Origin of the sequence: Tunturibacter gelidoferens, assembly GCF_040358255.1 — a bacterium.
Taxonomy (GTDB): domain Bacteria; phylum Acidobacteriota; class Terriglobia; order Terriglobales; family Acidobacteriaceae; genus Edaphobacter; species Edaphobacter gelidiferens.
In genome coordinates this window covers 2122737-2135307 of the sequence record NZ_CP132938.1, presented here as the reverse complement: position 1 = coordinate 2135307, position 12571 = coordinate 2122737, and the positions used below count along the sequence as shown (strand labels likewise).

The window sequence follows — 12571 nt, the reverse complement described above, 5'->3', positions numbered from 1 at the left end:
TGTGAACCCACCGTACCCGCTTCAGCAAAGTTGGATTCTTGAGTGTTCATCTCGTAAATCCCAGCGACAACTCCTTTGGAACCGCTGTAATCACACCCCGTTGGCTCTTCGTCCTCGCCGCCGCCACACCCTCTATCGCAGGCGACCCCATCCTCATCGACGAGTCCATCGAACAAATCATCCCCGAATCCATCCAGTCCGGCGACATCGTCGGCATCAGCGTCCACACCGGCAACGCACTCCGCGGTTACGAGGTCGGACGCATCGCCCGCGAGCGTGGAGCCTGGGTCATCTACGGCGGCATCCACGCCACGCTCTTTCCCGAAGAAGCCTTCGAACGCGGAAACGCTCACGCAGTAGTCAAAGGCGACGGCGACATCGCCTGGGGCAAAGCCGTGACTGACATCCTCACCGGCTCTCAACCTGAAAAAATCTACGAAGGCGGCCGCATCAGCGGCACCGACTTCCTCGCCGCCCGCTGGGATCTCATGCCCCGCGACAAGTACATGTGGGCCTCCGTCCAAACCATCCGTGGCTGCCCCAAGCACTGCTCCTTCTGCAGCGTCTGGCGCACCGACGGCCAGCAGCCCCGCCAGCGCCCCCACCAGTCCGTCATCGACGAGATCGTCAACCTCCGCCAGATCGGCTTCCGCTTCATCGCCCTCGCCGACGACAACTTCTACCCCGTCACCCTCACCGACCTCCGCCTCGCACGCGAACAAAACAACGAAGCCAAACTCGCCGAACTCACCGCCATCCGCGCCGAACGCTTCCTCCTCATGGCCGAGCTCGCCAAGCTCCCCAAAGACATGGTCTTCTTCACCCAGATCACCATGGAAGCCGGCGAAGACGGCGAGTACCTCGACGCCATGCGCAAGGCCAACATCAAGGGAGCACTCGTAGGCGTAGAGGCCGTCACCCCCGAAGGCCTCAAGGCCGTCTTCAAAGACTTCAACTACTCAGGCGAAGCCCTCGCCCGCCAGCTCCAGACCTTCAAGAAGCACGGCGTCCACGTCCTCGGCTCCTTCATCTTCGGCCTCCCCACCGACAAGCCCGCCACCTTCGACGCCACCGTCGAGATGGCTCTCAAAGCCGGCGTCACCTTCGCCCAGTTCGTCATGATGACGCCCTTCCCTGGAACCGTCGACTTCGGCCGCTGGGAAAAAGAGCAAGCCAAAGCCCCCGAAGTCGTCGCAACCCCAACCGGCGACATCCCCATCACCCGCTACTGGCTCATCCCCACCGCCATCCGCCCCAAGATGTTCACCCCGCATCCCTCCATGAGCTCCATCGAGATCAGCCAGCGCACGCAAAAAGTCTGGGACCGCTTCTACGACTGGACCTCCATCTGGCAGCGCAGCGCCTGCACCCCGACCCTCCGCGCACGCGTAGCGTTCATGTTCCTCTCCAAGCTCTACCGCCAGATGTACGCCGGCACCGGCATCTCCACCGACAGCGCCCGCCGCAAGAAATCCAAGACCTGGGCTCGCTGGACCGCGAAGCAATGCCGCAAACTCTTCGCCGCCAAACCCATGCCCGAACTCCAATCCCCCGCATGGGAGCACGCCTTCTCCTCCGCCAACCTCCGACGTCCCGCCTTCCTCGGCCCCCAGGAGAATCCGTCCCCCTTCACTGTCATCACAAAGCTATAGCAAGTCAGCGGATCAGCAAGCACGCTGATTGAATTGCCTTGCCAACCTCTTCCAAAGATGCAAAAGTGTTCCCCTATGGGAGCACAGCGAATCTTTCATCCTCCTCTGCCAACTGTTGCGTTCATAGTGCTGGCGCTTTTTCTTCACTGCCCACAATCTGGAGCACAGCAAATTCCCACTTCGCCGGCCTCTCCCGACAGGCTCGATAGGAACGCTTTTCGAACGTTGTTCCGGCAATCGATTACATACGAGAAACTCGCCGATGAAGCCGAAGCTTCGCACGATCCTAAACCATATTTCAGGCGCCTTTTGGCGGTCCGATTCCAACTGAGCGACGTTGACAGTGCAAATCTAAAAAGACTGTCGCTCGCCTATCAAGGAGAAATCGATCCAATTCATGCGCGGGTCGTCGAGATCATCACCCGGTTTCACGCTCGTTTCCCCTACGGCGTTATTGGACCAGGAGAGGACCCGAATCCTCCAACAGAGCTCAAAACTTTGGAGCAACAAGAAGATGCCGTCACCCTTCGGTATCGCGATCTACTTCGTAACAGTATGAGAGAAGAGGCTTTCAAAAAGCTCCATGCAACGATATTGGAGAGTTTTGGAAAGCCGCTCTGAAGGTGTTTCCATACGCCACAAACACATTGAGGAGATACGATATGAGGCGTCTTACTCGAATCATCTTTGCCGTCCTTCTCTGTATCTGCCTTGGCCGCAAAGGATCGGCTCAGGGAGTAACGGGGAGCACTTCAATCGATTTCGACGAAGTAAGTGGCATGTTGATCGCGACATGCGAGACCGATTTGGATGCCACCACACAGGTCTTCTATAAAGCAACCGTAGAGTGCACTGTGAAAGATGATGATGGAAATATCGTTGCTACCGGACGATTCCTCGACAAAAAAGGGACTCAAGGCTATGCCCAGGTAGTGCTTTCATTCCCGGGTGTTCCTGGGACAAATTACATCGCCTCAGCGGATCACTCCCTGGAGGTCGAGTTAGAACGCTCCGTAGACCCTTTCTCAGGACAATCGGATTGGTACGATCCATTCAATTTTGGCGATCTTGAAAAGCTTCACGACTCGTACCGCAACATGTACGAATGGTTTGGCCCTGGGACCGGGCAGACAGGGCAAACAAAGTAGCATCCCCACCTGCTACGCTTTAACCGATGCCGCCCCAGCCCCATCTCAAGCAGATCCTCGAAGCCCGTTCCACTCTCACCCGCGAACAAGCCCGCGACCTCATGCAGCAGATCCTCTCCGGCCAGCTCACCGACCTCGAGATCGCCGCCCTCCTCGGAGCCCTCGCAGCCCGCGGCGAAACCGCCTCCGAGATCGCCGGCTTCGTCGACGTCATGCGCACCGCCGTAACCCCCATCCCCCTCACCGACGCAGAGCGGAAGAATCTAGTCGACACCTGCGGCACCGGCGGCGACGCCAGCGGCACCTTCAACATCTCCACCGCCGCCGCCCTCGTCGCCGCCGCAACCCCGGACGCAAACCTCATGGTCGCCAAACACGGCAACCGCGCCATCACCTCGCAGACCGGCTCAGCCGACGTCCTCGAAGCCCTCGGCATTCCCGTCGACCTCACCCCCGAGCAAGCCGCAACCGCCCTCCGCACCCACCACTTCGCCTTCCTCCACGCCCCCAGCCTGCACCCCGCCATGAAGGCGGTCATGCCCGTCCGTCGCGCCCTCGGAGTCCGCACCATCTTCAACATCCTCGGCCCCCTCACCAACCCCGCCGGAGCCTCCGCGCAGGTGATGGGCGTCTACGCCGCGCATCTCGTTCCCATCGTCGCCGAAGCCATGTCCCTCCTCGGCACCCATCACGCCTTCGTCGTCCACGGCAGCACTCTCCGCGAAAAAGGTCTCGACGAGATCTCCATCAGCGGCCCCACCCAGCTAGCCGAAGTCCACGACAGCGCCGTCACCATCGCCACCGTCACCCCCGAAGACCTCGGCCTCCCGCGCGCCCCCATCGAAACCCTCCAGGGCGGCAACGCGCAGACCAACGCCGCCATCCTCACCACCATCTTCTCCGGCGAGCAAGGCCCCCGCCGCGACATCGTCCTGCTCAACGCCGCCGCCGTCCTCGTCGCCGCAGACCTTGCTCTCGACCTCCCCAACGGTATAGCCCTCGCCGCGAAAACCATCGACTCGGGAGCCGTCACCCGACTCATCGCCAACCTCCGCGTCTGAGTCAAGCAACAAGCATCGAGCAACAAACAAGGGAGCCCCATGAACCCAGAGCACCCCACCAAACAAAGAGTCTGCTTCCTCCTCCAAATCAAGCCCGACCGCCTCGACGAGTACCGCCGTCGCCACGCCGCCGTCTGGCCCGACATGATCGCCGCCCTCCAGCGCACCGGCTGGCACAACTACTCCCTCTTCCTCACCCCAGGCGGCCAGCTCATCGGCTACCTCGAAACCGACGACTTCCAGCTGGCCCAGACAAGAATGCGCAACGAACCCATCAACGCCCTCTGGCAGTCCGAGATGAAGGACTTCTTCGTCCAGACCAACGGCAAAGACCCCGGCCAGCTCATGTCCCCCCTCGACGAAATCTTTCACATCGACTAATCTCCTATCGCTATGGGGGTGGTCTACTCCTCTCCCTGTTGTCATTCCGCAGTGAAGCGGAGGAATCTGCTTTTGCCCTCCATTCGGTAGCGTCTACCCCAACGCGAAACCCGCATTAACACGCACACCGGAACCAAACCCAACCCCAACCCGTATCTTCTCCAGCAAGTCAGGAGCCTGCTCCAAATGTCGACCTACCCGCCGCCCGCAAACTCCATCAACCCGGCCTTCGTCACCTCTGCCCTCGAGCTCCCCGGCTACCGCATCGTCCAGAACCTCGGCATCGTCCGCGGCATCGTCGTCCGCTCGCGCAACATCGTTGCCACCATCGGCGCCGGCCTCCAGACCATCGTCGGCGGCGACATCACTCTCTTCACCGAACTCTGCGAGAAGACCCGCCAGGACTCCTACGCCATGATGACCCTCCACGCCGCCCAGCTCGGTGCCAACGCCGTCATCGCCTTCCGCTACGACGCCAACGAACTCATGAACGGCGTCACCGAAGTCCTCGCCTACGGCACCGCCGTCGTCGTAGAAAAGCAGTAAAGCAAAGCAGTAGAAGCCGCCACCCTCCCCATCAACCTCGCGTCTCAAACACCATATTGAACGGCGTCTCCGCAGCCTTGCGGAAGTGTGTAAGCCCGCCCTCCCGCACCACCTTCTCGATCCTCGCCGGCCCCGCCTGCGCTCCCAACCCCAGCCCAACCTCCTGCGCCAGCGAGCAAGGCACGCAGATCGTCGCCGAAGCCGAGTAGTAGATTCGCCCCACCGGATTATGATTCGCCGCCGTATCGTCCTGGGCAGACGGCTCAACAATCATCCAGGTGCCACCCGGCGCCAGCGTCGTCTTCACATGCTTCGCCGCCCCCGCCGGATCGCCCATGTCATGCAGGCAGTCGAAGAACGCCACCAGGTCATAATCCTTCCCCGGAAAATCCTTCGCTGAAGCCACAGCAAACGTCACGCGATCCGCCACCCCCGCAGCCTCCGCCTTCGCACGAGCCTTCTCGATCGACGGCCCATGATAATCAAACCCAAAAAACTTCGAGGCAGGATAAGACTTCGCCATCAGCAGCGTCGAAGCTCCATGCCCGCAGCCAATATCCGCCACCCGCGCCCCCGCCTTCAGCTTCGCCTCCACACCCTCCAGCGCAGGAATCCAGCTGGAGACAAGATTCGCAAGATAGGACGGCCGGAAGAACCGCTCACACCCTTCAAACAGCCCCTTCTCATGCTCGTGCCAACCCATCCCATTGCCCGTGCGATAGATCTCCGTCAGCTTCTCTTCATCCTTCATCACCGAGGCCATCATGTGATAAAACCCCGGCAGATGCACCGGCGTATCGTCCAGCGCCAGCACCAGCGCCTGCTCCGGCGTCAAAAAATAAGTCCCCTTCGCCGCATCAAACTCCATCAGCCTCCCAGCAGTATTCGCATTCAGCCACTCGCGCACATAGCGCTCCGCGGTGCCCGTCTTCTTCGCCAGCTCCGCCGGAGTCACGGGCTCTCCATCCCCCATCGCCCGATAGAGCCCCAGCTTGTCGCCAATCAAAATCAGCGGGGCCTGCATCGCAGCACCCATATCCTGAACCACACGCCCCAGAAGCGCATTCAACGCATCCGGATTAATCTCTCGCCCCTGTGGGGTCGCCTGCTGTGTCGTAGCCATCGCAATCTCCTCGGAAAAAATTGATTCGGGGTTCGCGACAGCAGTTCTAAGTTGTGCGCAGGAGTAGTCGAGAGCAAGCACACGAGCCGGCACATGATGTCGCGCAGATTCCCGGGCCCACCAACTGCCGAGGAGCATACTCGGACACTCACCCCAGCGTCAACGTCGGCGCCTAGGTCCCTCCATCCCGCATCCCGGAATTCCCGTGTATATACTCGTCTTAAAATCAAGGAGGCATTCATGGCCCGAGTCACCGGCATTGGCGGCATCTTCCTTCGCGCACGCGATCCCAAAACCCTCTCCGCCTGGTACGCCAAACACCTGGGCCTCACCCTCTCCGAATACGGCGGCGCCACCCTCCTCTGGACCGACGAGATCCCCGCCACCACCGGAATGACCATCTGGTCTCTCTTCCCCGAAGACACCCCCTACTTCGGCAAGGGCAACGAGAAAGGCCCGCAGCAAGCTATGGTCAACTATCGCGTCGACAATCTGGATGAACTCCTCGCCCAACTCGCAGCAGAAAACATCCCCATCGATCCCCATCGCGAAGACTCCGACTACGGCCGCTTTGCCTGGATCACCGACCCCGAAGGCAACCGCATCGAACTCTGGCACCCCCTCGTCGCCGTCGAAAAGAAAGAAGAGCCTCCCGCATAACCAACAGGAGCCCGCCCTATGACCGTCGAAACCTATCCGGAAAAACTCGCTCCCAACATCCAGCAGGTAGTTCCCTTCCTCTGGGTCTCGAACCTCGAAGCGTCCCTCCGCTTCTACCTCGACGGCCTGGGCTTTGAAAAGACCAGGGAGTGGATCGACGACGGCAAGCTTCGCTGGTGCTGGCTTCAACTCGAAGGCGCAGCCCTCATGCTCCAGGAGTTCAGCCCCGAAAGACGCCCACCCGGCAAACTAGGCGAAGGCGTCTCTCTCTGCTTCCAATGCAAGGACGCCCTCGCCATCTACCACGCAGCGCTCTCACAGGGTCTTCAGCCCCAACGGCCCTTCGTTGGCAACGCGATGTGGGTCACCATCCTTCCGGACCCCGACGGTTACAAACTCGACTTCGAGAGCCCCACCAACGCCCCGGAAGAATCCCTCTATCCCATCGAAAAGTAGCAACCTCAGAGTTGACCTCACGCGAAACCCGCCGCGCTAAAGCCTCCGCGTCTGCATCCGATCGGTCCATACTGATCAGGACAAACCAGCTCACCTGGTCCTTGAACTTATCCATCCACAAGGAGATCCCATGCCCGACGAAAGCAAGAGCTACCCGATCGAAGAAGCCATTCGCGCCCAGAACGCGCTCCGTAAACTCGCAGGCCTGGGAGCCGAAATGTTTCCCATCCAATCTTTCGTCGGCATGATCAGCGACGAGATTGAAACTCTCCGCAAGCAGGGACACACCGATCAGCAGATCGCACAAACAATTGCCGCCAGCTCCAAAATCGATATCACCGCGACTGACATCACGACCCACTACGCATCACCAGAAGACCGCCATCAGCCCCACGAATAGCAGCCATACGGTCCTCTCCAGCCAGACGAAATGAAGGGCGGACGTTCGTCAGAACGCACGCCCTTTGCCTCAATGCACTTGGTAAATGAACGTACCCCAGTTGGTGTATTTGGTCCGTGGGCGAGAGAAAGTATTCGGGATATACTCTGCAGCCATCCAGAGGTCTCCATTCGGACTCACCATCGCCGCGGAATAATCGCCCCAGCGACCCACTCCTCCGCCCCCAAACTCCGGGTAGCCAGAGAAACCGTCGTCCGGTGTCTGACCAATGCCGGCCAGATGCACCTTGGGCGAAACGCTCCCCTTGCTGAAATCCACGTAACCCGTGCTTGGAAAATAGTTCTGGCCCGTAAGGCTGAAGGCGATCACGCCATCTCCTGCAGCGTTCACCGCGAATGCGGGGTACATGACCGAACCGTCGTCGATCCCTATCAGTCCCTGCTTCCATATCTTCGCCGACAAAGAAGCGAAGGTGGCATTCGGCTCAATCGCGAACCAGGCAGCGCCCGCTCGCGGTCCAGTGGTCTCCTTCGGCTCAAGAAGCACTGTGGTCAACCCCGTGTAAAGTTTGCCCTGTGAGTAAAACACCTGCTGCAGGCGGTCGTCGCCCGTGTCGATCGCCTCTTCAGGCTCTCCCAGGGATTGACCCAGCGGATAGCTTCCAGGTCTCTGTACCGCGGGAACCGGTTGCCCATACTCCTGCGTTGTAATAACCGTCACTTGCAGGTTCAGGTTAGGCACACTTCCATTCAGACTCTGAGTGTTGGTGAGCGACCACACTGCCAGACGGTTGTCCACCGTTCCGGTGAAGTCGAGCGAACTAACAAGGTACTCCGTCCCGCGATTCTCTGTGGTCGAGGTTCCGGGCGAAGGAAACGAAGGCTGAATCGAAAACGCCTGCCCTTCTGCCACCGGCAGACCGTCAAAGCCTGCAGCGGAAACGCTCGACGATCCTGCGATCAGGTCGCGCTTGCTGACCGCAATCAGCAGTGCCGTCTGAAAGAACCCCGTCGTGTTCGAGTACTCATTCGTGTTCAGATACACACCATCCTTGTTCAGTCCCAGCAACGGCTGGTCACCCAGGCACGGGCACTGACCAAAACTCGCGTCAGAGACATCGATGGACTGCACCGTGAAGCTGCCCAGAACGTCGCTCGTATCGCTGACGGCAACCAGCACCTCCGACCCTCCGCTCAAATTCCCCGCAGGCGTGGTGGCGTATTCGAGTATCGTCACGAACCAGCGTTTCGACTCCCAATCATAGAACGCACGTGGATCGGACAACTGATCCGTCGTGCCGTCCTTATTAGGTGCGGTCGGCACGCCAAAGAACGCATTCAGACTCACCGGCGGCGTCAAAGCAGCTCCCGTCTTCGTGAACACCCGCAGCGCCAGATTCACCGGCTCCAGAATATCCTCTCCGTTGGTCGCAAGACCTTGGTCGGGAGGTTCCACAACAAATCCGTTGGCTTCTCCGGAGTCCGTCGAGTCGAGAGCGTCGAAGCCGGAAAACGTCTTATCGGGAGCCACTATAGGAAAGCCGCCAAATACAAGACCTGCGCTCGTCGCTTGATTCAGCTCCACGCGAGATTTGCTGACGAACGGCTTCGGCATCTGCTTCCGCATCGCCTTCGGCTTCATCGCATAAAGTGCCGAAGTCTCAGGAGCCTCAACCAGTGCTCTGGCCTGAGCCATACTGGTCGTTCCCTTCTTGTGTACATCGATGTGCTTCTGTTGGGTGGCATGGAGTGAGGGTGGGATGGCAAACGCGGCGGAAATCGCCCAGGTTAACAAACGGGAAGTGTTCATAAGTGTCCTCATTGAGTTTTCAAAGATGGACGTACTTCCGGCCGGAGTCTCTGGCGGATCGTTTCGCATGAGACCTCCGGCCCGGATACAACCTCGAAAGATCTAATCCTGCTTCTACTGCACAGCCTTAACTACGTCGTTGATGAACGTCGCTCCATTCGGCGTACCCAGTCCAGTCACGTTGTCCCAGCCGGGGCCCGTGACCAGCGACGAGTCCGTCCCGAACGTCAGCACGTCCCAGCGAGTCGAACTCGGGCTGTTGTACAACGCACTCACAAACAGCTTCGTGTTCTCCAACGGTTGCGCCAGAGCAGACTGACTCTCAAAGATCGGACTATTCGGCGGATCGATGATAAGTCCCGATACGTTCAGCAGCGTATCGACTGGTGTCACATTGACGTCTATGATTGCACCCTCAGACAACTCATAAAGAATTGGCGCAGCCTGTCCAAGCGGCGCTCCGGCAGCCTGGTTCGCGATCGCCCAGTAGCCGGAGAACATCGGGCAAGAAAGACTCGTCCCCCCGAACACCAGCACTTGAGTCCCGTGAGCAGGAACTCCATCGGGCGAAACAACGACCTCGTTGCCGGTCTGTGGGTCCGCATTCATAGAGATATCCGGCAGCAGGCGGAACTTCCCCTTCAGGCTCTTTTGGAACTTAGGTTTGGCATAGACAACGCTGGTGCCTCCCCCCGAACCAGACTGAAAACCAAAGAGGAGTGGAGGAATCACCGGAGGATTCGGATTCGCGTTGGCGATTCGCGCAAGGTTCAAACCCCATCCCGTCTGCAGTTTGATGTTGTTGTGGGCGTCCAGAAACGTACTCGTGCCGCCAACCGCCGTCGCATACGGAGAGTCGGCATTTGCGTTGACAGAGACCGCGTTGATGCCGAAGTCGGCATTATTCGTGATCAGTTCATCCCCGCTATCGCCGGTAGATACGTTCAGCGAGATGCCCAATGCCGCAGCGATCTGCGCAATCCCGTTCTCTACCACCAGCTCCGACGGATCTAACTCCTTCAGCGCTATCTCTGAAATCCCGAAGCTGTTCGAGATCACGTTGCCATATCCATTCTGGATCGCAGCAAGGTTGGAAAGATCGAGGTTGGTAAATGAGTTGTCTGCTCCCAACACCAGGACGATATTGGCATTCGGCGCAATCGCGTGTGCCCATTCCACGTCCAGCGTCGTCTCGTACTGCCAGTTCCCCGCAATGCATCCGTTGGTAGCTGTGCAGGTAGCCGGCCCAGTCGGCTCCACGATCTGGAAGTTCGATGGCGTGAGCGCAGGTAATCCATTCAGTTGAGAAAACAGATTGGCATCTGACACGATACTGTTCGAGCCAAAGGCATCGACAATAACGATGGTCTGCCCGGCCCCATCCAGGCCCTTCTTATAAAGCGGCTTCAGGCCGTACGCCTCTTGGATCTCAGCCGCATCGTAGCCGCACGGCGGCAGGTTAGGCGGTTTGGCATTGGTAATGCTCGCCCCATACAGGTTGCCCGCGTAGAACGCCTCCGGAAATCCGCCGTCCGTCTTGAAAACCTTCGACGCAGCCCCACGGAGACAGTCCGCGCTGTAGAACAGTCCATCGGCGCCAACCGCGGATGGCGAAACCCCCTCATAAGGCACGCCGCTCTCCGGGTTGACGGAAGGCTTCACCAGCGCTCGATATTTGAGATCGCTCAGCCCCTGCACCGTAGCCACCAGCGGAGCCGCTTCTCCTGTAACCGAAGCCTCCGCCGTGTTGGCATGGTGAACCTCTCCGTTCACCATCACCCGGTTGATCTTCGTATTGAAAGCCGCCTGCGCGTCCCCAACCCGGCCCTCAGCCACAACAAACCGATTGTTCTTCTCGGTCGACTTGACCTTCAGATTGTGAGCCGCCAGATATTCGCGAACCACACCGGCTTCCTTCGCAGTCGGCGCGTACTGCTCGTTGAACTGCTTCAGCGTCAGAAAGTGATGATAGCTCGCTGACTCCTTGTCATACATCTGCTGAACCGCCGTATCCAAAGCGGCCTTGTTATGCGGATTCAGCCAAACAGTCACTGAAATCTGCTTCGACTCGTCTTCTGGGCCCAGGTTCGTCTGGCCGGCCGTGGCAGCAAATGCCGAACCCGCCGTCAGCGCCAGAACTCCAAGCGCAGCGGCGAAGGTAAGGCGAGGAGAGACATGATTACGAAAGTAGTGCTGCGTCATAGCTAAAATCCTCGTTGAATTGGGTTTGTCTGTCTGGAGCAGTTGTGGGAGAAGCGTGGGAGAGTACAACCAAAGTGGGATTGCAAGGCTTCGTCGTTGGTGCGCTGTGTCGTCGGTGGATGGATACTACGGTTGCCCCAAGGCTGCGGTCAAGCGTCAAAATCGTTTTTGCGTGAGGCAAAAAAAAACTTCACCAAGCTGTCACATCTTTGAGATCAGAAAAACACGCTGCCAAATCACCGCGTCTACCACGCAATCCACCACGTTCTCACCACCAAAAAACCACAATCAAAACGCCGTTTTTCCCAAAACCCCCAGCAAAAACCACATTTCTCCCGGCAAAAAAATTACTCCCCGGAAATCCACCGCAAGCGCCGTTTAGGATAACCAGAGACCCCAACAAAGGCCTCCGCACAATGACCCACCCCATCCCAGGCAGAATCGAAACCATCGTAGGCCCCATGTTCTCCGGAAAATCCGAAGAGCTCATCCGCCGCCTCAAACGCGCCCGCATCGCCCGCCAGCGCGTCGCCTGCTACAAGCCCGACATCGATCTCCGCTACCACCGCACCTCCATCGCCAGCCACAGCTCCCAAACCCACGAAGCCAGCACCGTCACCAATGTGGAGCACCTCAAAGCCTCATTATTGCCTCAGTTAGACACCATCGACGTCATCGGTATCGACGAGGCTCAGTTCTTCGACGACACCATCCTCCCCATCACCGTGGAGCTCGTTCACCTAGGCAAACGCATCATCATTGCAGGCCTCGACACCACCTTCAACGCCGAGCCCTTCGGCCCCATTCCCGCTCTCATGGCCATCGCCGACGAGGTCACTAAGCTCTCCGCCGTCTGCATGGTCTGCGGCGCCCCCGCCATCCACACCCAGCGCCTGGGACAAAGCCAAGAGCTCGTCCTCGTAGGCGCCGCCGGCCTCTACGAAGCCCGCTGCCGCACCCACTTCGAGCCCTTCCTCGACGACCAGCACACCGAGCAACTGGAGTTCCTCTCGATCCAAAGCAGCAGTTGAAGCCGAGCAACGCGAGGCACACAACAGCCACTCAGCCAAGACAAGGTACACCCGCCACGAAGTGGCCGCCCGCCGCGCAGGCGGCCCGTCCGGCAGGACCCT

At 59.2% G+C, this 12571-nt stretch carries 13 protein-coding genes; 10 read left to right on the top strand and 3 right to left on the bottom strand.

Features of this window, described 5'->3' with window-relative positions:
• Positions 1-38: 38 nt before the first annotated feature.
• The 6 genes from RBB81_RS09445 to RBB81_RS09420 all read left to right on the top strand — a co-directional run bounded on the left by RBB81_RS09445 (position 39) and on the right by RBB81_RS09420 (position 4788).
• Positions 39-1652 (top strand): B12-binding domain-containing radical SAM protein, encoded by a 1614-nt coding sequence (locus tag RBB81_RS09445; protein ID WP_353073502.1) that lies wholly within the window; start codon positions 39-41, stop codon positions 1650-1652.
• Between the two features lie 75 nt (positions 1653-1727).
• The gene (locus tag RBB81_RS09440) at positions 1728-2273 is read left to right on the top strand and encodes a hypothetical protein (protein WP_353073501.1); all 546 of its coding nucleotides are present in this window, start codon (positions 1728-1730) and stop codon (positions 2271-2273) included.
• A gap of 41 nt (positions 2274-2314) precedes the next feature.
• Complete coding sequence (locus tag RBB81_RS09435; RefSeq protein ID WP_353073500.1) at positions 2315-2800, top strand: hypothetical protein; 486 nt, start codon at positions 2315-2317, stop codon at positions 2798-2800.
• Between the two features lie 26 nt (positions 2801-2826).
• Entirely contained in the window at positions 2827-3861 is a 1035-nt protein-coding gene (trpD, locus tag RBB81_RS09430) for an anthranilate phosphoribosyltransferase (RefSeq protein ID WP_353073499.1), read from the top strand.
• Positions 3862-3900: 39 nt separating this feature from the next.
• Positions 3901-4242 carry an L-rhamnose mutarotase gene (locus tag RBB81_RS09425; protein ID WP_353073498.1) on the top strand — a complete coding sequence of 114 codons (342 nt, stop codon included), beginning with the start codon at positions 3901-3903 and terminating at the stop codon, positions 4240-4242.
• Between the two features lie 186 nt (positions 4243-4428).
• Positions 4429-4788, top strand: a complete 360-nt coding sequence (locus RBB81_RS09420) for a YbjQ family protein (protein ID WP_179581678.1) — start codon at positions 4429-4431, stop codon at positions 4786-4788.
• A gap of 31 nt (positions 4789-4819) precedes the next feature.
• On the opposite strand, the gene RBB81_RS09415 is transcribed toward RBB81_RS09420, so the two are convergent.
• Positions 4820-5911 (bottom strand): class I SAM-dependent methyltransferase, encoded by a 1092-nt coding sequence (locus RBB81_RS09415; RefSeq protein ID WP_353073497.1) that lies wholly within the window; start codon positions 5909-5911, stop codon positions 4820-4822.
• A gap of 240 nt (positions 5912-6151) precedes the next feature.
• On the opposite strand from RBB81_RS09415, the gene RBB81_RS09410 reads away from it, so the two are divergent.
• The 3 genes from RBB81_RS09410 to RBB81_RS09400 all read left to right on the top strand — a co-directional run bounded on the left by RBB81_RS09410 (position 6152) and on the right by RBB81_RS09400 (position 7427).
• Positions 6152-6571, top strand: coding sequence for a VOC family protein (locus RBB81_RS09410; RefSeq protein WP_353073496.1), 420 nt, complete (start codon positions 6152-6154; stop codon positions 6569-6571).
• A gap of 18 nt (positions 6572-6589) precedes the next feature.
• Positions 6590-7027 carry a VOC family protein gene (locus tag RBB81_RS09405; protein ID WP_353073495.1) on the top strand — a complete coding sequence of 146 codons (438 nt, stop codon included), beginning with the start codon at positions 6590-6592 and terminating at the stop codon, positions 7025-7027.
• Between the two features lie 130 nt (positions 7028-7157).
• Positions 7158-7427: a hypothetical protein gene (locus RBB81_RS09400; protein ID WP_179581674.1), complete on the top strand. Its 270-nt coding sequence runs from the start codon at positions 7158-7160 to the stop codon at positions 7425-7427.
• A 69-nt stretch (positions 7428-7496) separates the two neighbouring features.
• On the opposite strand, the gene RBB81_RS09395 is transcribed toward RBB81_RS09400, so the two are convergent.
• Together RBB81_RS09395 and RBB81_RS09390 are read right to left on the bottom strand one after the other, a co-directional pair.
• The gene (locus RBB81_RS09395; protein ID WP_183789586.1) at positions 7497-9236 is read right to left on the bottom strand and encodes a hypothetical protein; all 1740 of its coding nucleotides are present in this window, start codon (positions 9234-9236) and stop codon (positions 7497-7499) included.
• Between the two features lie 114 nt (positions 9237-9350).
• Positions 9351-11438 carry a S53 family peptidase gene (locus RBB81_RS09390; protein WP_179581672.1) on the bottom strand — a complete coding sequence of 696 codons (2088 nt, stop codon included), beginning with the start codon at positions 11436-11438 and terminating at the stop codon, positions 9351-9353.
• Between the two features lie 416 nt (positions 11439-11854).
• On the opposite strand from RBB81_RS09390, the gene RBB81_RS09385 reads away from it, so the two are divergent.
• Entirely contained in the window at positions 11855-12469 is a 615-nt protein-coding gene (locus tag RBB81_RS09385) for a thymidine kinase (protein WP_353073494.1), read from the top strand.
• Positions 12470-12571: the final 102 nt, after the last annotated feature.

Coding starts and splice junctions, on each gene's coding strand:
- RBB81_RS09440 (WP_353073501.1), top strand. CDS start 1,728: ATGGGAGCACAGCGAATCTTTCATCCTCCTCTGCCAACTGTTGCGTTC.
- RBB81_RS09435 (WP_353073500.1), top strand. CDS start 2,315: ATGAGGCGTCTTACTCGAATCATCTTTGCCGTCCTTCTCTGTATCTGC.
- trpD (WP_353073499.1), top strand. CDS start 2,827: ATGCCGCCCCAGCCCCATCTCAAGCAGATCCTCGAAGCCCGTTCCACT.
- RBB81_RS09425 (WP_353073498.1), top strand. CDS start 3,901: ATGAACCCAGAGCACCCCACCAAACAAAGAGTCTGCTTCCTCCTCCAA.
- RBB81_RS09420 (WP_179581678.1), top strand. CDS start 4,429: ATGTCGACCTACCCGCCGCCCGCAAACTCCATCAACCCGGCCTTCGTC.
- RBB81_RS09415 (WP_353073497.1), bottom strand. CDS start 5,911: ATGGCTACGACACAGCAGGCGACCCCACAGGGGCGAGAGATTAATCCG.
- RBB81_RS09410 (WP_353073496.1), top strand. CDS start 6,152: ATGGCCCGAGTCACCGGCATTGGCGGCATCTTCCTTCGCGCACGCGAT.
- RBB81_RS09405 (WP_353073495.1), top strand. CDS start 6,590: ATGACCGTCGAAACCTATCCGGAAAAACTCGCTCCCAACATCCAGCAG.
- RBB81_RS09400 (WP_179581674.1), top strand. CDS start 7,158: ATGCCCGACGAAAGCAAGAGCTACCCGATCGAAGAAGCCATTCGCGCC.
- RBB81_RS09395 (WP_183789586.1), bottom strand. CDS start 9,236: ATGAACACTTCCCGTTTGTTAACCTGGGCGATTTCCGCCGCGTTTGCC.
- RBB81_RS09390 (WP_179581672.1), bottom strand. CDS start 11,438: ATGACGCAGCACTACTTTCGTAATCATGTCTCTCCTCGCCTTACCTTC.
- RBB81_RS09385 (WP_353073494.1), top strand. CDS start 11,855: ATGACCCACCCCATCCCAGGCAGAATCGAAACCATCGTAGGCCCCATG.